18 protein-coding genes and 1 pseudogene are annotated in these 18,451 nt (G+C 64.2%); 11 read left to right on the top strand and 8 right to left on the bottom strand.

The window, feature by feature from the left end; genetic code table 11:
- Window position 1 precedes the first annotated feature (1 nt).
- On the top strand, window positions 2–937 hold the full coding sequence (locus ACIQTZ_RS09235) for a lipid II:glycine glycyltransferase FemX (protein WP_402979749.1): 936 nt from the start codon (window positions 2–4) through the stop codon (window positions 935–937).
- A 154-nt stretch (window positions 938–1,091) separates the two neighbouring features.
- Here ACIQTZ_RS09235 and glpX read toward each other — a convergent pair whose 3' ends face one another.
- Entirely contained in the window at window positions 1,092–2,111 is a 1,020-nt protein-coding gene (gene glpX / locus ACIQTZ_RS09230) for a class II fructose-bisphosphatase (protein WP_397324760.1), read from the bottom strand.
- Between the two features lie 199 nt (window positions 2,112–2,310).
- Between glpX and ACIQTZ_RS09225 the strand changes: the two genes are divergently transcribed.
- From ACIQTZ_RS09225 to ACIQTZ_RS09205, 5 genes and pseudogenes are all read left to right on the top strand, one after another.
- A complete protein-coding gene (locus ACIQTZ_RS09225) occupies window positions 2,311–3,018 on the top strand; it encodes a DUF4245 domain-containing protein (protein WP_402979746.1) in 708 nt (235 codons plus the stop codon).
- Between the two features lie 9 nt (window positions 3,019–3,027).
- Entirely contained in the window at window positions 3,028–3,642 is a 615-nt protein-coding gene (locus ACIQTZ_RS09220; RefSeq protein ID WP_400270509.1) for a carbonic anhydrase, read from the top strand.
- An 87-nt stretch (window positions 3,643–3,729) separates the two neighbouring features.
- Entirely contained in the window at window positions 3,730–5,157 is a 1,428-nt protein-coding gene (locus ACIQTZ_RS09215) for a class II fumarate hydratase (RefSeq protein WP_400330822.1), read from the top strand.
- A 154-nt stretch (window positions 5,158–5,311) separates the two neighbouring features.
- On the top strand, window positions 5,312–5,980 hold the full coding sequence (locus ACIQTZ_RS09210) for a TetR/AcrR family transcriptional regulator (RefSeq protein ID WP_402979743.1): 669 nt from the start codon (window positions 5,312–5,314) through the stop codon (window positions 5,978–5,980).
- Window positions 5,977–7,572: pseudogene (locus tag ACIQTZ_RS09205) on the top strand (MDR family MFS transporter). Before ACIQTZ_RS09210 ends, ACIQTZ_RS09205 begins: the two are co-directional and overlap by 4 nt.
- 4 nt (window positions 7,573–7,576) lie before the next feature.
- Here ACIQTZ_RS09205 and ACIQTZ_RS09200 read toward each other — a convergent pair.
- Together ACIQTZ_RS09200 and ACIQTZ_RS09195 are read right to left on the bottom strand one after the other, a co-directional pair.
- Complete coding sequence (locus ACIQTZ_RS09200; RefSeq protein WP_402979740.1) at window positions 7,577–8,050, bottom strand: NUDIX hydrolase; 474 nt, start codon at window positions 8,048–8,050, stop codon at window positions 7,577–7,579.
- A 17-nt stretch (window positions 8,051–8,067) separates the two neighbouring features.
- Window positions 8,068–8,598, bottom strand: coding sequence for a prepilin peptidase (locus ACIQTZ_RS09195; protein ID WP_402979737.1), 531 nt, complete (start codon window positions 8,596–8,598; stop codon window positions 8,068–8,070).
- A gap of 61 nt (window positions 8,599–8,659) precedes the next feature.
- Between ACIQTZ_RS09195 and ACIQTZ_RS09190 the strand changes: the two genes are divergently transcribed.
- The gene (locus ACIQTZ_RS09190) at window positions 8,660–9,466 is read left to right on the top strand and encodes a hypothetical protein (protein ID WP_402979734.1); all 807 of its coding nucleotides are present in this window, start codon (window positions 8,660–8,662) and stop codon (window positions 9,464–9,466) included.
- A 66-nt stretch (window positions 9,467–9,532) separates the two neighbouring features.
- Window positions 9,533–10,177: a GNAT family N-acetyltransferase gene (locus tag ACIQTZ_RS09185; protein WP_402979731.1), complete on the top strand. Its 645-nt coding sequence runs from the start codon at window positions 9,533–9,535 to the stop codon at window positions 10,175–10,177.
- A 240-nt stretch (window positions 10,178–10,417) separates the two neighbouring features.
- On the opposite strand, the gene ACIQTZ_RS09180 is transcribed toward ACIQTZ_RS09185, so the two are convergent.
- Window positions 10,418–11,812: a PhoH family protein gene (locus ACIQTZ_RS09180; protein WP_400330805.1), complete on the bottom strand. Its 1,395-nt coding sequence runs from the start codon at window positions 11,810–11,812 to the stop codon at window positions 10,418–10,420.
- A 274-nt stretch (window positions 11,813–12,086) separates the two neighbouring features.
- Entirely contained in the window at window positions 12,087–12,848 is a 762-nt protein-coding gene (locus tag ACIQTZ_RS09175; protein WP_397324740.1) for an isoprenyl transferase, read from the bottom strand.
- A gap of 158 nt (window positions 12,849–13,006) precedes the next feature.
- On the opposite strand from ACIQTZ_RS09175, the gene ACIQTZ_RS09170 reads away from it, so the two are divergent.
- Window positions 13,007–13,648, top strand: coding sequence for a hemolysin III family protein (locus ACIQTZ_RS09170; protein WP_400330802.1), 642 nt, complete (start codon window positions 13,007–13,009; stop codon window positions 13,646–13,648).
- An 11-nt stretch (window positions 13,649–13,659) separates the two neighbouring features.
- Here ACIQTZ_RS09170 and ACIQTZ_RS09165 read toward each other — a convergent pair whose 3' ends face one another.
- From ACIQTZ_RS09165 to mca, 3 genes are all read right to left on the bottom strand, one after another.
- Complete coding sequence (locus tag ACIQTZ_RS09165; protein WP_402979727.1) at window positions 13,660–15,819, bottom strand: thioredoxin domain-containing protein; 2,160 nt, start codon at window positions 15,817–15,819, stop codon at window positions 13,660–13,662.
- Entirely contained in the window at window positions 15,797–16,078 is a 282-nt protein-coding gene (locus ACIQTZ_RS09160; protein ID WP_397324735.1) for a hypothetical protein, read from the bottom strand. Before ACIQTZ_RS09160 ends, ACIQTZ_RS09165 begins: the two co-directional genes overlap by 23 nt.
- A 99-nt stretch (window positions 16,079–16,177) precedes the next feature.
- On the bottom strand, window positions 16,178–17,080 hold the full coding sequence (gene mca, locus ACIQTZ_RS09155; protein ID WP_402946965.1) for a mycothiol conjugate amidase Mca: 903 nt from the start codon (window positions 17,078–17,080) through the stop codon (window positions 16,178–16,180).
- Window positions 17,081–17,146: 66 nt separating this feature from the next.
- Here mca and ACIQTZ_RS09150 point away from each other — a divergent pair, with 66 nt between their 5' ends.
- Together ACIQTZ_RS09150 and greA are read left to right on the top strand one after the other, a co-directional pair.
- Window positions 17,147–17,605 (top strand): DUF4307 domain-containing protein, encoded by a 459-nt coding sequence (locus tag ACIQTZ_RS09150; RefSeq protein WP_400330794.1) that lies wholly within the window; start codon window positions 17,147–17,149, stop codon window positions 17,603–17,605.
- A gap of 153 nt (window positions 17,606–17,758) precedes the next feature.
- Window positions 17,759–18,253, top strand: a complete 495-nt coding sequence (greA, locus tag ACIQTZ_RS09145) for a transcription elongation factor GreA (RefSeq protein ID WP_400330791.1) — start codon at window positions 17,759–17,761, stop codon at window positions 18,251–18,253.
- Window positions 18,254–18,451: the final 198 nt, after the last annotated feature.

Below are 18,451 nucleotides of genomic sequence, written 5' to 3'. Positions count from 1 at the left end.
CATGGACCACTTCCTCCAAACGTCCGCCTGGGCCGATGTGCAACGATCCCTGGGCCGCCGCGTCCACGAGCAGTCCGGTCCCGGCTGGAGCTTCCTGGCCATCGAGGAAAAGAACCCCGCCGGAAAAGTGATCTATGCACCCTACGGGCCCATGGCGGACTCCGTGGAAGCTTTCGACGCCGCTACTGCCGCCTTGGTGGCTTTGGCGAAGGAAGAACGCGCCGTGTTCGTCCGCATGGAGCCCGTCTCCGCCGGGTTCTCCGCGTCCGACGCCGGCCCCCTCCTTCGGGCGCGCGGCTTGCAGCCCGCGCCGGCCAACCAGCAACCGGAACTGAGTTGGATCGTGGACCTTGAAGGTGACTTCAAGGACGTCCTGGCGGGCATGAAGCCCACCAACCGGAACCTGTACCGGAACATCCACAAAAAGGGTGTCACTTTCCGGGCGTCACAGGACCCCGCGGACATTTCCGTGCTGCTGCACTTCCTGCACCTCACTGCAGCGCGCAACGGCTTCAAGCCGCAAAGCGACGAGTACCTCACCAGCGTGGCGCAGTCCCTGCTCCCCGCGGGCGCCGGAACCCTCTTCATCGCAGAGCTGAAAGGCGAACCGATCGCGGCGGCCTTTGCGTATGACTCCTCGGATACGCGCGTCTACGCCCACGCCGCCTTGGATGACACCCACCGCAAGCTCAGTGCAGGCATCCCGCTGCTGGTCACCCTCATGGCCGATGCCAAGGACAAAGGCCTCAAGCACGTGGATCTCTGGGGTGTGGCGCCGGAAGACCAGCCGGACCACAAATGGGCGGGCTTCACGGCCTTCAAGAAGTCCTTTGGCGGCCGTGAAGTCTCCTACCCCGGTACGTGGGACCTTCCGGTCAACAAACTCCGCTACGGCGCTTATCAACTGGCACGCAAAGTCCGCGACCGGCTCCGCTGATTCTCTCTTCCAGCGCCAGGAAAGCGCGACACCTGGTCCGCCACACAGCAAGAAGCGCCCTATCGCGTCAGCGGCATCAAATCGACGAGGAACGAGGAGATAGCCGCAGAGCGATGGGGCGCTTCTTGCGCCTAAGGCGCGTTGGGTGCAGAGCTTACCTGCGCGCGTACGTCTCCCACTTGGATGCGTGGTGCTCGGCGTCGACGAAGCGCACCGTGCCGGACTTGGAACGCATCACGATTGACTGCGTCAGCACGCGGTCCTTCTGGTAGCGCACGCCGCGGAGGAGGTCGCCGTCGGTGATGCCGGTGGCTGCGAAGTAGCAGTTGTCCGAGGTGACAAGGTCATTGGTGGACAGGACGCGGTCAAGGTCGTGGCCGGCGTCGATGGCCTTCTGCTTCTCGTCGTCGGAAGTGGGCCACAGGCGGCCCTGGATCACGCCGCCGAGGGACTTGATGGCACAAGCAGCAACAATGCCTTCCGGCGTGCCGCCGATGCCCATGAGGGCATCCACGCCGGTACCGCTGCGGGCCGCGGCGATGGCACCCGCGACGTCGCCGTCCATGATGAACTTGGTGCGCGCGCCGGCTTCACGGATTTCCTCCACGAGGGGGCGGTGGCGGTCGCGGTCCAGGATCATGACGTTGAGCTGGCTGACCTTGACGCCCTTGGCCTTGGCGATCAGGTGCAGGTTCTGCTTGACCGGAAGGCGGAGGTCCACCATGTCGGCAGCCTCGGGACCGGTGACGAGCTTCTCCATGTAGAACACGGCGGAGGGATCGAACATGGAACCGCGTTCGGCCACGGCCAGGACGGCAAGGGCATTGTTGATGCCCAGGGCAGTCAGACGCGTTCCATCAATGGGGTCTACGGCAACATCGCACTCCGGTCCGGTGCCATCGCCAACCTGTTCGCCGTTGAACAGCATGGGGGCCTCGTCCTTTTCGCCTTCGCCGATGACTACGACGCCGTTGAAGTGGACGGTGTGGAGGAATGAGCGCATGGCGTCGACGGCGGCACCGTCTGCCTTGTTCTTGTCGCCGAAGCCAACCCAGTGGCCGCCGGCAATGGCTGCGGCTTCGGTGACACGGACGAGTTCCAGTGCGAGGTTACGGTCAGGCTCGTCGATTCCGACGGCGAGCGACGGCGAAATCGTGGAAAACTGCTGGGTCATTGGTGCAGGAGACACTTGAACCTCTTCTTCGAGTGACGATTCACGGGACCGGACACGGTTGCACGAGGCCACCTGTGGTCCCTCTCCATTGATCATAGTCGCCGGAGCTCCTACCGGGCGGTTGATGACCACCGCATCCGTTGGGCCTGGTGAGGTCCCCGGTTGTGTGTTCACAGCAGCGATAAGGGACTATGGAAGAGTGAGTGAAACGCAGGACAAGCCCGCGGCCGGCAATGGCCCCAACGCCAATGAGGCCAGCCCCACCAGTAACCCGGACGCCCCGTACAAGCCCGTCATTCCGGCGAAAGCCGCCAAACGGGCCAACGCCTCGGTCATTGGCATGATCATCGCGCTGGTGCTGTGTGTCCTGGCCTTCCTTCCCGTCGTTCTCATGAACCCCGCACCCAAAGGTGAGAACTTCCGACCCGCAGTGGACGTCGCAGGCATCGCCCGGAACGCCACCGATGTGGCGGGATTCACACCCGTCACCCCGGATACCGGCGACACATTCACGCCAAACTATGCCCGGTGGGAAACCGGCACCGCCACTGGCGTCCCCACGTGGGAGGTGGGCTACCTGACGCCCAAGGAGGCGTTCATCGGCTTGATCCAGACGCGGCAGGCCAACCCCACCTGGGTGTTGCAACAGACGGGCAACCTCCCGGTCACGGGAACCCGGAACGCCGGCGGCCAGGACTGGGAACTGCGTGACTCCGGCAAGGACAAGCGCAGCATGACGCTGCAATACAAAGGAACCACCATCATCCTGAGCGGCACGGCAAACCTCGACGAATTCGCCACCCTGGCGGCCGCCGTCGTAAGGTCCGCGGACCAGGCCCCCGCAGCAGGCTCCACTTCCCCACAACCCGGCGCAACACTTTCGCAGCCTGCCACGCCCGCGCCGTAAAGTAATCAGGTGCCTACTAATCTGACTCCGGCCCTGGCCTGGCAACGCCTCCGCGAGGGTAACGAACGTTTTGTCTCCGGCGAATCCCAGCACCCCAACCAGGATGCTTCCCGCCGCTCCTCCCTCCTCGAGGGACAGAATCCCTTCGCCGTCATTTTTGGCTGCGCCGACTCGCGCCTCGCGGCCGAGATCATCTTCGACCTGGGCCTGGGCGATGCCTTCGTGGTCCGCACGGCCGGCCAGGTGATCGATGACGCGGTCCTCGGTTCCTTGGAGTACAGCATCAGCGAACTCAAGGTTCCCCTGATCGCCATCCTGGGCCACGACAGCTGCGGCGCCGTGACGGCCACCAAGGGAGCCGTGGAAACGGGTGAGATGCCACCGGGGTTCATCCGCGACCTCGTGGAACGCATCACCCCCTCTGTGCTGACCGCCAAGCGCAACGGCCAGGAAGACGTCAACGACATGGTGGTGGAACACGTCAAGCAGACCGCGGATCGCCTCGCGGACAGCTCACGTGTGATTTCCGACGCCATTGAGGACGGCCGCGTGGCCGTGATCGGTCTCTCCTACAAGCTCGGTGAGGGCCAAGCGGCCCTTGTTTCCGCGATCGGACAGGTTTAGGACTACGTGCCCCGGCCCCTCGGCCGGGGCACGTAGCACTGCCTTCCGGGTTTTCGGTGGAGCCCGCAATCGCCCTAAGCTAGCCCCATGACTTCCACCACTGAGTTCCGTATTGAACATGACACGATGGGCGAAGTTCGCGTCCCCGTGAACGCCCTGTACCGCGCCCAGACGCAGCGTGCTGTGGAGAACTTCCCCATCTCCGGCAAGACGCTGGAGCGCACGCACATCGAAGCACTTGCACGCGTCAAGAAGGCCGCTGCACTCGCGAACGCCGAACTGGGAGTGCTCGATGAAGAGCTCGCCAAGGCAATCGCTTCCGCAGCGGACGAGGTCGCGGCCGGCAAGTACGACGGCGACTTCCCGATCGACGTTTTCCAGACCGGCTCCGGCACGTCCTCGAACATGAACACCAACGAGGTCATCGCAGAGCTGGCTTCGCGTGCCCTCTCCGCAGCAGGCAGCGACAAGGTGGTCCACCCCAACGACCACGTGAACGCTTCCCAGTCCTCCAACGACGTCTTCCCGACGTCCGTCCACGTTGCAGCCACCTCTGCCCTGATCAACGACCTGATCCCGGCCCTGGAGTACCTGGCCGCGTCCCTGGACCGCAAGGCCGCGGAGTTCAAGGACGTCGTCAAGTCCGGCCGCACCCACCTCATGGACGCCACCCCCGTCACGCTGGGCCAGGAGTTCGGCGGCTACGCCGCGCAGGTCCGCTACGGCATTGAGCGCATCAACGCCGCACTCCCCCGCGTCGCCGAAGTTCCCCTCGGCGGCACCGCGGTGGGCACCGGTATCAACACACCGGCAGGCTTCCCGGAGCGCGTCATCGAGCTCCTCGCAGCCGACACCGGCCTGCCGCTGACCGAAGCCCGGGACCACTTCGAGGCGCAGGCCAACCGCGACGGCCTGATCGAAGGCTCCAGCCAGCTCCGCAACATCGCGATCTCCTTCATGAAGATCAACAACGACCTCCGTTGGATGGGTTCCGGCCCCAACACGGGCCTCGGCGAAATTGCCATCCCTGACCTGCAGCCCGGCTCCTCCATCATGCCGGGCAAGGTCAACCCCGTGATTTGCGAAGCCTCCATCATGGTGTGCGCCCAGGTCATCGGCAACGACACCGCCATCGCCTGGTCCGGTACCAACGGTGCTTTCGAGCTCAACGTCGGCATCCCGGTCATGGCCGCCAACCTGCTGGAGTCCATCCGCCTGCTGGCCAACACCAGCCGCGTCATGGCCGACAAGATGATCGACGGCATCACCGCCAACGTCGAGCGCGCCCGCTTCCTGGCCGAGGCTTCCCCCTCCATCGTGACGCCGCTGAACAAGTACATCGGTTACGAGAACGCCGCCAAGATCGCCAAGATCGCCGTCAAGGAAGGCCTGACCATCCGCCAGGCCACCGAGAAGCTCGGCTTCGTCGGCGAGGGAGAAGGCAAGGTTTCCGAGGCCGACCTCGATAAGGCCCTCGACGTCACCACCATGACGTCCCCGGCCCACAAGGCTTAGGCGCACCAACCCGCAAGTACGACGACGGCCGGTACCTTCCGCACGGAAGGTGCCGGCCGTCGTCGTCCCCGCCCCCTTCTGTACCGAAGCATGTGGGGAACGACACTTCACTTTCTTTTTGCACTATTGGTTTCTAAGTGCAAAACTTTACTCTGTGAGCAATAGTGCAAATATCGACGGCGGCCTTCGCGAGCGTAAGCGGGCTGCCACGCGGCTGGCGATCACCGCCGTCGCCCGTACCCTGACCGCCGCACGGGGACTGAACGGCTACACCGTTGAAGAGGTGTGCGAAGCGGCGGGCATTTCGCGGCGTACCTTCTTCAACTACTTCCATTCCAAGGAAGACGCCGTGATCGGGGCCTTCTCCGACGACCTGCCCCAGGATGCGCTGGATGACTTCAACCGCCATCCCGAACGTCGCCCAGGCGGCATCTCGGACACACTGCTGGCAGCCCTCTACCACCTCACCGTGGACATTGTGGAGCGATCCACCATCAGCCGCACCGAAGTCCACCAACTGATCGCCGCCATCAAGGCCGAACCCCAGCTCCTTGGCCGCATGACCTTGGAGGGCGAGGCGCGGGAAATGCAGTTCATGGAACTGATCGCCCACCGCGAAGGCCTCTCCCCTGGGCACCCGGAAATCGTCATGGCCTCGGCCGTATTCGGAGCCGTTTCCAAGAAGACCTCCCACCAGTTCTTCTCGGAGGACAACACCCGGCCCTACCGCGAGCTTCTTGACCAGAACCTCGCCGCGGCCCGGAAACTCTTTTCGCAACCGCTGGACACCACCCCCGCACAGACACCGAAGGACCCCGCATGAGTACACTCTCGAAGGCAGCCGAGCCGCTGCTCTTGACCCAGAAGAGGATCTGGATCATCTTCTCTGCCCTGATAGCGGGCATGCTGTTGTCCAGCCTGGACCAAACGATCGTCTCCACGGCCATGCCCACCATCGTGGGCAAGCTCGGCGGCGTGGAACACCAGGCCTGGATCACCACGGCCTACCTCCTGGCCACCACGATCGTCATGCCGATCTACGGCAAGTTCGGTGACATCCTTGGCCGGCGGAACCTGTTCCTCGTCGCCATCGCCCTGTTCACCCTGGCTTCGGTCGGTTGTGCCTTCGCTACGGAGTTCTGAGGCTTCGTGGTGTTCCGGGCCATCCAGGGCCTCGGCGGCGGTGGCCTCATGATCCTGTCCCAAGCCATCATCGCGGACATTGTGCCGGCCAAGGAACGCGGAAAGTACATGGGTCCGCTGGGCGCCATCTTCGGCTTGTCCGCCGTCGCCGGTCCGCTGCTGGGTGGATTCTTCGTGGACCACCTGACCTGGGAGTGGGCTTTCTACATCAACATCCCCATCGGCATCGCCGCCTTCATCACGGCCTGGTTCACCCTGACCCTGCCGAACAAGAAGGCCGAAAAGAAGATCGACATCCTCGGCGTCGTCTTCCTTTCCGCTGCCACCACCTGCCTCATCTTCTTCACCGACTTTGGTGGCAAGAAGGACGAAGGCTGGGATTCACCGTTGACGTGGGCTTTTGGCGCCGGCGTGGTCCTGGCCGCATTCGCCTTCGTCATGGCTGAACGCCGCGCCGAGGATCCCATCATTCCGCTGAGCCTGTTCCGCAACCCGATCTTCATCAACGCCACGGCCATCGGCTTCACGCTGGGCCTGGGCATGTTCGCTGCAATCGCCTTCGTGCCGACGTTCCTGCAGATGTCCTCCGGAACCTCAGCGGCCGAGTCCGGCCTGCTCATGCTCCCCATGATGGTGGGCCTCATGGGCACGTCCATCTTCTCCGGCATCAGGATTTCCAAGACGGGCAAGTACAAGCTCTACCCCATCCTGGGCGCGGCCTTGACCATCCTTGCCATGCTCTGGTTGACCACCCTGACCGCCGAGACGCCCATCTGGATGATTTGCGTACAACTGTTCATTTTCGGCGCCGGGCTGGGCTTGATCATGCAGGTCATTGTCCTGGTGGTCCAGAACTCGGTCCCTGCGGACCAGATCGGTACCGCAACCAGCACCAACAATTACTTCCGCGAAGTAGGTGCGTCCTTGGGCGTAGCGGTCTTTGGCTCGATCTTCACCAACCGCCTCGCTGAGTCCTTGACCAAGGCCTTCACCGGCGCCGGAGCTTCATCCGAGCAGGCCTCGCAGTCCACCAGCACCCTGGATCCGCAGGCCCTGGCGCAGCTGCCGGAACAGCTTCGGGACGCGATCGTGAACGCCTACGCCGACTCCCTGGCACCTGTGTTCTGGTATCTCGTGCCGTTCATCGCCATCGCCCTGATCCTGGCCATCACCCTGAAGCAGATCCCGCTCTCGGACACGGCCGGCATGGTTGCCCGCGGTGAGGCGATCGGCGGCGCCGAGGCCGAGGAACTCGAAGCCGCCCGCCGCTGATCTGCTACTCCGTCTGGTACGCCACGGGGCCTTCGGGCTCCGTGGCGAGCCGTATGGCCTGCAGGTGTCCGTGGCTCATTTCGGGGAGATCGTCCAGGTGGAACCACCGGACATCCAGGGACTCGTCGTCGTTGATCCGGGCCTCACCGGAGACATACCTGCAGCGGAACGTGATATCGAGGAAATCGCATTCGTCGCCGTTCGGAAAGGTCACCGGACCTACCACTCCGACCCCGATGATCCGTTCGGTCTCGGCTACCACGGCTGTTTCCTCGAAGATTTCCCGGACCAGACCCGGGGCCGGGTGCTCCCCCGGGTCCAGGATTCCCGTAATCGGCGTCCAGTGTCCGTTATCCGATCGTTGGCACAGGAGCACCCTGCCTTCGTCATCCAACACGATGCCCCGGACTGCAGGCAGCCACAACGGGTCATTCCCGATTTTTTCCCGCAGCTTCAGCACAAACTCAGGTGCACCCATGCAGCCAGCTTACGGCGTCATGCAGGCAGGACAACCATGGCTGCGGCAGCCCCTGCCAGCATGAACGGTCCAAAGGGAATCGCCGAGGCGAGGCTGCCCCTCCTGGTCACGATGATGACCAGCCCCCACAGCCCGCCCAGGAGGAACGCCAGGAAGGTTCCGGCGAATACGTGGCCCCAGCCAAGGTAGCCCAGATACAAACCCAAGACCCCGGCCAGCTTCACGTCCCCGAATCCCATGCCCGGCGGATAGACGAGCCGGAGCAGGAAATAGAGGACCCACAGGGCAGCGGCACCGGCAAGCACCCCGAGCCCCGGAATTCCGGCCAGCGCGCCGTCCATGCGTGACCCGGAGAGCAGGGCCGCAGCCAGGAGCAGGATCCCGGCCACCCCGTACGACGGGAAGACGATGCGGTTGGGCAGCAAATGGCTTCGAACGTCGATCACCGTGAGCCGCACCGCCATGACCACGAAATAAAGGGACGCCAACAGCACCAGCCAGAAGGCAAAAGGGGCGGCCTCCCAGAGGTCGGCGAGTCGTCGGATCACCCTCGGATGCTACCCCGGATTATCTCCGGGCCCGGCGTGAACCTCTGGGTACACTGTGGATATGGGGCGCTACAGTACAGATGGACCCGGCCTGCCGCCGGGATTTGGACCCTCAAACGGGCATTCAGGGGATCATTCCGACTTGTCCTCCACGTTCCGGAACCTGTGCCGTTCATCGCCCTGGAAGTGGACCAGCCTTCGGTTCGAATACCTTGAGCGGCCGGGGACGGGCGCCAACATCGTGCGGGCCTGGCTCAGGCGTCCGGGAGCGCTCCGCCTGGAGTCTCCGGATGGCCAACTCCTCTACAGCACCACGGGGATCAACGACTCCAGGGATGAGTTCTATGTCAGCGCTACGCGCCGCTCGTGGCTGCTTCCGCCGCATCTGGTGACACCTGTTTACGACGACGGCGGCCTGGTTCGGCGCCGTCCGGAAGCCGCTTACGGTGAGCCTTCGTTCGGAAACGGCCGGCTCGCCGCCGCCCTGGACCCCGTGGAACTTGCCGGCAACGCGCCCGTACCCCTGGAGTTCCCGGACACCAACCCGGTGTCCTTCGATGAACTCCGCGAGGTGGACCACGAGGGGCGCCTGGCACTGGAGGCAGTAATCACCCGGGGCCGGACCTACAAGCCTTCGGATCCCGCCGAACCGTTGGCGCACCCGGGACGGACGCTGGTCCGTGTAGACGCTGCCACGGGAGTCTGCGTCGCCAGCCAATCGCTGGATGGCGAATCCTCCGGCAAGGGCCATTGGCTCAAGATCCTGGCCGTGGACGAGTACATGTTGGATGACCTCTTCCTTGCCGAGTCCATGAACTTGACCGATGTCAGGCGCCACATCTCCTGGGACATCGGCCCGGCGGCCTGACGCTGCGCGGCCCTGCAGGATGCCGTGTGACAGCAAGCCCCGCTCCAGCCACGCTAGACTGCGGCGATGACCTCGCTGGCAGACATCTGGCCCCCTTTCGGACTGACCCTCACCACGCCGCGCCTCGTCCTGCGTCCCATTTTCGACGCCGACATCCCCGCCGCCGTGGCTGCTGCCCGGTCCGGAATCCACGAGCCTGGAAAGAGCCCTTTCAGCACGCCGTGGGCCGAACTCCCGGACAACGAACTGGCTCCCAAGATGGCCCAGTGGTACTGGCGCTGCCGGGCAGGATTCACCCCGGACGACTGGACCCTGCTCCTGGGCGTTTGGCAAGGCGATGATTTCCTCGGAGTCCAAGACCTGGCGGCCACGAAGTTCGCGGTACTCCGGACGGTGCACACAGGCTCATGGCTCAAGCAAGCGGCGCAAGGCCGCGGCGTCGGCAAGGAGATGCGGGCCGCCGTCGTCAGCTACGCCTTCGATTACCTGAAAGCGGAAGTGGCCGAATCCGAAGCCGCAACCTGGAACCAACAATCCCTGGGCGTCTCCACAAGCTTGGGCTACGAACCCAACGGCCTCACGCGCACAACCTGGGGCGCCGAAGTGGAGGACGTCCAAAAAGTCCGCCTCACTCCGGAGTCCTTCAAACGCCCCGACTGGACCCTCCACGTCCAAGGCCACGAAGGACTGAAATCGTACCTGGGCCTCTGACCGGCGCCGACGGCACGAGCGCGACAGCGGCCTCCCGGAAAGGAGCGCATCGCGACGCATCGGCCCCCTAAGGTCGCCCAGCGACCGAAGGGGGCCTTATGCGTTGTGTCTAAGCGACGGCGGGAGGCCGCTGACGCGCGGACCCAACCGATGGACGGCGAAAGTGCGGGGCCGGCCGGAACCCGGCCACACAGGAGGCCGCTGCCGCGCGGTGGTAACCACCGCGCGGCCGGCGGCACTCTAGATTTCTGCCCCTTCAAGCAGCTCCGTCACAAGGGCTGCGATCGGCGACCGCTCAGACCGGGTCAGCGTGATGTGGCCGAACAGCGGGTGTCCCTTGAGGGTTTCGACGACGGCTGCCACGCCGTCGTGCCGGCCCACGCGGAGGTTGTCACGCTGGGCGACGTCGTGGGTGAGGACAATCTTGGAGTTCTGCCCGATGCGGCTCATGACCGTCAGCAGGACATTCTTCTCCAGTGACTGTGCTTCGTCCACGATGACGAAGGCGTCGTGAAGGGAGCGTCCGCGGATGTGCGTGAGCGGCAGGACCTCCAGCATTCCGCGGTCCATGACTTCTTCCACTACTTCCTGGCTGACCAACGCACCGAGGGTATCGAACACCGCTTGCGCCCACGGGTTCATTTTCTCGGATTCGGAGCCGGGCAGGTAGCCGAGCTCCTGTCCACCTACTGCGTACAGGGGACGGAAGACCACTACCTTGCGGTGCTCGCGGCGTTCGAGGACGGCTTCGAGGCCCGCGCAGAGGGCTAGGGCGGACTTACCGGTGCCCGCACGCCCGCCAATGGAAACGATGCCCACGGACGGGTCCATGAGAAGGTCGATGGCGAGCCGCTGTTCTGCCGAGCGGCCGTGGAGGCCGAAGACATCCCGGTCTCCCTTGACCAACCGGACCTGCTTGTCCGAACCCACCCGGCCCAGCGCCGAGCCGCGGTTGGAGAGGACCACCAGGCCGGTATTCACGGGAAGTTCGGCCGCGGCCGGGATGAAGACCGGTTCGTGGCCGTAAAGGGTGCTGACTTCCTGTTCGCTGGCTTCGATTTCTGCAAGACCGGTCCAGCCGGAGTCCTTGACCAGCTCGTTCCGGTACTCATCGGCATGCAAGCCCATGGCCGAAGCCTTGACGCGCATGGGAAGGTCCTTGGAGACCACGGTGACGTTGTGGCCCTCGTTGGCAAGGTTCTTCGCGACGGCCAGGATCCGGCTGTCGTTGTCGCCGCCGCGGAAGCCCGCTGGGAGGACGTCCGGCGAAATGTGGTTCATTTCCACCCTGAGCAGGCCACCATCGTTTCCCAAAGGAATGGGGTGGTCCAGGCCGCCATGCTCAATCCGCAGGTCGTCCAGCAGCCGCAAGGCTTTCCGGGCAAAATAGCCCAGTTCCGGATCGTGGCGTTTGCCCTCAAGTTCGCTGATGACCACGATCGGGACAATGACCTCGTGCTCGGCGAAGCGCAGCAGTGCGTGCGGATCGGAGAGCAGGACGGAGGTATCTATGACGTAGCTGTGGCCTGTGGGAGCCGCGGTTTTCTTTGTCCCTTTGGTGGCGCGCTTGGCGCGAGAGGTAGCCGCACTTTCCCCGTCGGAAACCATTGCGGGCAGTTGCTCTGAAATAGCCACATCGACTCCAGCCCCGGGCGTTCGCCCGGCCTTATGGTGAAGCGGCTCGGCCGGAAGGCCGGGCGTGGCCTCCCCTGTAACTGGTGCGATGATCCGCTCCATCTACTGGCCTCCCCGATCAGCGGGCGGTTTTGCCTGCTGATGGGTTTAACGTAATCCCCGCCACAGGAAATTCCTCTTTGTGGCGTCGGCAAGTCGTTTCTCCACGAGTGAATTCGGTATTAACGGAAGTTCACCCAGCGGCGGTTGCAAAGAGCATGAGGAATCGGGCGCCTCAGGAACCGAAGCGGCGTTGGCGTCCCGCATAATCGCGGAGTGCCCTCAGGAAGTCGACCTTGCGGAAAGCCGGCCACAGGGCCTCGCAGAAGTAGAACTCGCTGTAGGCGCTCTGCCACATCAGGAAGCCGGAGAGCCGCTGTTCACCGGAGGTGCGGATGACGAGGTCGGGATCAGGCTGGCCCCTGGTGTAGAGGAAACGTGAAATGTCGTCCACCGAGAGTTCATCTGCAACCTCGGACATGTTACGGCCCTTGGCAGCGGCGTCCTGGAGGAGTTCCCGGACGGCATCAACGATTTCCCGTCGCCCACCGTAGCCCACGGCCACGTTGACGTGGATCTTCTCGTGGACCGGCGTCCGGGCAGTGAGCTTGTTGAGCCGCTCGGCAAGGTAGTCGGGAAGGAGTTCCGGCGCCCCCATGGCATGGACTGAAATATCCTCGTTCTCATCCAGGCGGTCCATGGTGTTGGCAATGATGCCCATCAGCAGGTCCAGCTCCTCGCCGGAGCGGCTCATGTTGTCCGTGGAGAGCATGTACAGGGTCACTACTTTGACGCCCAGTTCCTGGCACCATCCCAGGAACTCGTGGATCTTGTCCGCTCCCGCTTGGTGCCCTTCGCTGGTGGGTGCGTTGAACTGGCGCGCCCACCGGCGGTTGCCGTCCACCATGACGCCGACGTGGCGCGGAATCTTCTGGTGGTCGAGCGATCTGAGGAGCCTGCGTTCGTAGAAGCCGTAGAGGAAACCGGGCAGCTCCACCGGACTCTCACCTGACTTCCTTGCTCTGATCAATCGAACGACGCGCACATCCAAGGCTACCTGCCCGAGCTGGCAGGCTGGTGCAGCAGGTGCCCAGGAACAAGGCGAAGCAATATTACCCGCAAGTAACTTACCGGACCGTAGGTTACCCTTTAACAATGGCTGACACGCTCAACATCAAGCCCTTGTGGCGCGGCTGGATCCACGCGGTGGCAACGCCGTTTGCGCTTGCGGCCGGGATTGTCCTGGTAGCTCTTGCGCCCACCGCGGACCGCAAGGTCACCTCGGCCATTTATGCCCTGACGGGAGTCATGTTGTTCGGGGTCAGCGCTGTTTACCACCGTGGTAACTGGAATGACAGGGTCCGGATTGTGCTCAAGCGGCTGGACCACACCAACATCATGCTGGTCATCGCGGGCAGCTACACGCCCCTCGCCTGGTCACTGCTGGACAGGCCCGCGGCGGTCACGCTGCTGTGGACCATTTGGTCCGCAGCCATAGCCGGCGTGCTCTTCAGGGTGCTCTGGACCCACGCACCGCGGTGGCTGTACGTGCCCATCTATGTTGCCCTCGGCTGCGGTGCACTGTTCTACCTGCCGCAGTTCTTCGCCGCCAACGCGGCCTCCGCCGTGCTCATCTGCGTTGGCGGCGCCCTCTACATCGCCGGAGCCGTGTTCTACGGAATCAAGAAGCCAAATTTCAGCGCGAAGCACTTCGGTTTCCATGAACTGTTCCACGCCTTCACGGTGTTCGCTTTTGCGGCTCACTTCGTAGCGATCATGATCGCCGTCCTAAGCTAGGGCCCCGCGGCTCAGTCGCTGGAAACCATCGCGGCCAGCCTGGCCTCCACCTCGGCCACTGTCCCCACGGGCCTTTCACACACCATCCCGCGGCACAAGTACACCTGCGCCGAGCCGTCAGCGCCGCCTGAGCGGTGCCGCAGCAACGGAACGTCGACGGCGGCTGCCGGGGACCCGCCGTCGTCCGCGGTTTGCACGGCGACCACCAGACCCGGGCTGGCCGAAGCCAGCAACGCTAGGTGGAGTTCGCGCCGCGACGGCGTGTCCGGACCGGCGACGGCGGCCTCCACCGGCCCGGCAAGGGCGGCCTGCGCCGTGGCCAGGAGCCAGCCAGCCACCCGGGGCGCGCGGCTGGCGATCGGCGGAAGCAAGCCCAGGATATTGCCGGCCATGAGGCGGTGATCGTGGGATCCCGAGTAGGCCGAGTAGGTCAGCAACGCACCGGCGAACGCGGCGGCACCACTGGGCGTGGCGTTGTCGAACGGATCCAGCGCGGCATGCTGCCCCTGGGCATTGAAGACCTGGGCAGATTCACCGGCCGAGTCTGCGAGCCGGCCGTTTGCCACAAATCGTTCGCTGGCGGCCAGGACCAGGCTTTCGCCCAGGCCGAACCAACGTTTCTTGCCTGTCACGGCGTAGAGCGCAAAGAAGCCGTCCGCGCAGAAGGCGTAGTCCTCCAGGAGTCCACCGATCCCCCTCGGCGCGGCATCGTGCGAGACGCGTGTCAGCAGGCTTTCGCCGGAATTCCAATGGACACGTTCAAGGTAGCCGGCGATGCCCTCAGCAGCCGTGACCAGTCCCGGCCGTTCCAGGACGGCTCCGGCTTCTGCCAGGGCTGCTACCGCCAAGCCGTTCCATCCGGCCACCACCTTGTTGTCCCGTGCGGGCTGGTTGCGCTTGTTCCTCGCGGCCAGAAGGGCCGGGCGCACGCGTTCCCACATCCTGGATTCGGGGCCGGTCGGCAGCTTCCCGGGATGCAGCGGCGAGCCGAGTGCGGAAACGGTGCCCTCACTACGTACGTTCATGATCCGCGCAACGGCCTCGGAATCGCCGGTGCCCAGCACCTCCTGCAGCGAGCCAGGCGTCCAGAGATAGGCCGCCCCCTCGTGATGGACGCCGTCCACCACGGTATCCGCGTCGAGGGAAGATGCCAGGGCGCCCCCTTCCACGGCAAGGGCAGACACCATCCAGTCGGCGCAGTCCGACGCAACGGCAGCGGCTTCCTCAACAGGGAACACGGCATTTCCGCCCAGCCTGATCCAGTGCGTATAGGCACGCAGGAGCTGGGCGTTGTCGTAGAGCATTTTTTCGAAGTGGGGAACGGACCAGTCCGCCGCCACCGAATACCGGGCGAAACCGCCGTCGAGCTGGTCCCGCAAGGCGGAACGTGCCATGCCTGCCAGGGTCCGGCCGGCCATGTCCCGCGCTGCTTCGGCTGTTTCGGAGGGTGCCGCCGCGTGCCGGATCAAGAATTCCGCGACGGCCGACGGCGGGAACTTGGGGGCGGTGCCAAAGCCACCGGCGGCCATGTCCTCGGACCGTGCCAACAGGCCGACGGCATCGGACAGCAACCCGGCATCAAGAACTTCGGGCGGCCCATCAAGCCGTACCGCGGCGGACATCTGGGCGTTGGCCATGTTCGACGCCAAACCGCGGGCGTTCTGCTCAACGGCTTCGCGCCGCTCCGCCCAGGCTTCGTGGACTGCTTCAAGGACGTTGAGGAAGGAGGGCCTGCCGGGCAAGGGTGTGGGCGGGAAATAAGTGCCGGCATGGAAGGCGAGCCCATCCGGAGTGAGGAAGACGGACATGGGCCAGCCGCCCTCGCCGCTGATGGCCTGGGTGGCTGCCATGTACACCGAATCGACGTCCGGGCGCTCTTCGCGGTCCACCTTGACGGGAACGAAGTGTGCGTTCAAGTAGTCGGCCGTGGCCTGGTCCTCGAAGGACTCATGGGCCATGACGTGGCACCAGTGGCATGCCGCGTAGCCGATCGAGAGGAAGACCGGAACGTCGCGTTCCGCCGCAAAGGCAAAGGCTTCATCGCCGAAAGGCCGCCAGAACACCGGATTGCCGGCATGCTGGCGCAAGTAGGCGCTCGGCTCCAAGCCCAAGGCATTGGACGCCCCGGGCCACGTGTTTTCCTGCGGGTCAGCGGGGCCCGGGAGCGGCATCGCCGTTCTCATCCGTCGGAGCGTCAGCCGATCCTGACTCGGCGGCCAGTCGCGCTTCCTCCACCTGTGCGCGGTACCGGACGCGGCGGATGCGCCGGACCATGTCCACAATAAGGAAAGTGGTAAGGATCACGATGAAGGCGGTCAGGACAAAGCCCCACGTACCCGGCGTCACCTGGTCCTCGGACAGGCCCGGACGCAGCGTGCCGGTGGGGTCGGGCGACGGGCTGACGGTCAGGGCGAGGATCAAGTGGTGCACGTTCAAACCTTCTATGGGAGCTGATGCATGCCGGTCCAGGGGGCTGGGATCTGGTTGGCCCCGGGAGACTTCTACGAGCGATAGAAACCCGGGCCTTCCCTATCTTATCCCTGCGAAGAGGTCCTTTTCCGGCAGCTCGGACGTGACCTTGGACTGGACCAGCGTGTAGTCCTCCCACGGCCATGCGGTGCGCTGCAGGTCCGGAGAAACGGCGAAGAAGAAACCCACCGGGTCGATCTGGGTCCGGTGCGCCCTGAGGGCATCGTCCCTCGCCTCGAAGAAGTCGCCGCAATCAATCTGCGTGGTGGTCTGGTGTGCCGGCACAGGCAGCGTGTGGCCCTCGGCGTCCGCTTCGAGCCAGGCTGCAAGCCGCTCGGCGTACGGTGACTGCAATCCGGCTTCTTCCAGCGCGAAATGCAGTGCACGGAAACGTTCGGGACTGAAGGCGCGGTCGTAGTACAGCTTGCTGGGCGCCCACGGTTCGCCGATGCCCGGATACCGCCCGGGGTCTCCGGCTGCCTCGAACGCTTCCACGGCCACTTTGTGCGCCATGATGTGGTCCGGGTGCGGATAGCCGCCATTTTCGTCGTAGCTGATGATCACGTGCGGCTTGAAGTCGCGCACCAAACGTACCAGTGGCGCAGCGGCTCGTTCCAAGGGCTGCAGGGCGAAGCAACCCGCGGGCAGCGCAGGCAGCGGATCACCCTCAGGAAGACCCGAATCCACGAATCCCAACCACCTCTGCTGGATGCCGAGGACTGCCGCGGCGTTCGCCATCTCCAACCTGCGTGCACCCGCCATGTCCCGCTTGGGGTGCGGAGCATCCTCCATGGCAGGGTTCTGGATGTCTCCTCGCGATCCATCGGTGCACGTGGCCACCATGACCTCAACTCCGGCCGCGGCATACATCGCCATGGTTGCCGCACCCTTGCTGGACTCATCATCCGGATGGGCATGGACGGCAAGCAGGCGAAGCTGCTCTGTCTCGGTGGACGCAGTCACGGGACGGCTCCTCTTTCATGGATGGTGCAAATTAGGGACTGCCGGGATCCGCACTAAACTGGATGGGTGACTTCAGAGGACGCATCGGCCACCAAACTTCCGGCAGACAACAGCCTAGCCAATCGCTACGGTGGCCAAAAGCGCGGATTGACCCGGAAGTCCAAGAGGAACATCATCATCGGAGCCCTCGTGGTGGGCATCGGTTTTGCCGCCTACGTCGCCACCGGCTCCGCCACGGCTCCCGTCACCTTCAAGGACATCGGCTACAGCACCGTGGATGACACCCAGGCCGAGGTGGATTACCAGGTCACCAAGTCCCCCACAGCCACAGCGAAATGCGCCATCAAGGCCATGGACTCCAAGTTCGCCGTCGTGGGGTGGAAAGTGGTGGAGATCGGACCGAATGATCCCCAACAGGACGCCGACGGCGGGCGGACAACCGCCCAGCGGACGGTCCTCATCACCGAATCCGCGGCTGTGTCCGGCGTGGTTGACAATTGCTGGATCACCGACAGCGGCAAATAACAATCATGTGACGCAGCACTCAACCGGTTTGGGTTCATCCAAAGGATTTACTACAATGGATAGAACCTTCACCCCCGTTTAGTTGGTTACTGAGTTTCACGAGTGGCCACCTCGGCGGGGTCTTTTGTTTTGTCAGATCAAGAGGAGAAATCCGTGTCTACCACCAACAGCGCCACAGCAGCTTGGCTTACCCAGGAAGCTTTCGACCGCTTGAAGGCTGAGCTGGACCACCTTTCCGGCGCCGGCCGGGCGGATATCGTCCAGAAGATCGAAGCCGCGCGCCAGGAAGGCGACCTCAAGGAAAACGGCGGCTACCACGCAGCCAAGGAGGAGCAGGGCAAGATCGAGGCCCGCATCCGCCAGCTCACCGTGCTCCTGCGCGATGCCCAGGTTGGCGAAGCCCCCGCCGACGACGGAATTGTTGAGCCCGGCATGCTGGTGGTTGCCAGGATCGCCGGAGACGAGGAGAAGTTCCTCCTCGGCTCCCGCGAGATCGCCGGCGACTCGGACATCGACGTCTTCTCCGAAAAGTCCCCGCTTGGTGCTGCGATCATCGGCCACAAGGAGGGCGACAAGCTCAGCTACACCGCCCCCAACGGCAAGGAAATCTCCGTGGAGATCGTTTCCGCCAAGCCGTACGCAGGCTAACACTTATTAGACGACCAACGCCGGCCCCTCCGTTTCGCGGAAGGGCCGGCGTTTTTTCGTCCCGCCCCACCCAACTGCGTCGCATTAGTGCGCGTTTTGAACCGGCGGAGTCATAGGGTCGTTGCAACGCTCTGATTGATGGAGCGTGTTGTGGTCAGGAATTTTTCGTTGGACGCCCGGCGGGAGTTTGTTGATTTG

Source organism: Paenarthrobacter sp. NPDC090520, assembly GCF_044769205.1.
Taxonomy (GTDB): Bacteria; Actinomycetota; Actinomycetes; order Actinomycetales; family Micrococcaceae; genus Arthrobacter.
Note: the sequence above shows the minus strand (reverse complement) of the source record. Positions and strands in the feature narration are given on the sequence as shown.

What these genes read in the sequence shown, in the direction of transcription:
- ACIQTZ_RS09235 (WP_402979749.1), top strand. Translation starts at nt 2, where the DNA reads ATGGACCACTTCCTCCAAACGTCCGCCTGGGCCGATGTGCAACGATCC.
- glpX (WP_397324760.1), bottom strand. Translation starts at nt 2,111, where the DNA reads ATGACCCAGCAGTTTTCCACGATTTCGCCGTCGCTCGCCGTCGGAATC.
- ACIQTZ_RS09215 (WP_400330822.1), top strand. Translation starts at nt 3,730, where the DNA reads ATGACTTCCACCACTGAGTTCCGTATTGAACATGACACGATGGGCGAA.
- ACIQTZ_RS09200 (WP_402979740.1), bottom strand. Translation starts at nt 8,050, where the DNA reads ATGGGTGCACCTGAGTTTGTGCTGAAGCTGCGGGAAAAAATCGGGAAT.
- ACIQTZ_RS09190 (WP_402979734.1), top strand. Translation starts at nt 8,660, where the DNA reads ATGGGGCGCTACAGTACAGATGGACCCGGCCTGCCGCCGGGATTTGGA.
- ACIQTZ_RS09185 (WP_402979731.1), top strand. Translation starts at nt 9,533, where the DNA reads ATGACCTCGCTGGCAGACATCTGGCCCCCTTTCGGACTGACCCTCACC.
- ACIQTZ_RS09170 (WP_400330802.1), top strand. Translation starts at nt 13,007, where the DNA reads ATGGCTGACACGCTCAACATCAAGCCCTTGTGGCGCGGCTGGATCCAC.
- ACIQTZ_RS09165 (WP_402979727.1), bottom strand. Translation starts at nt 15,819, where the DNA reads ATGCCGCTCCCGGGCCCCGCTGACCCGCAGGAAAACACGTGGCCCGGG.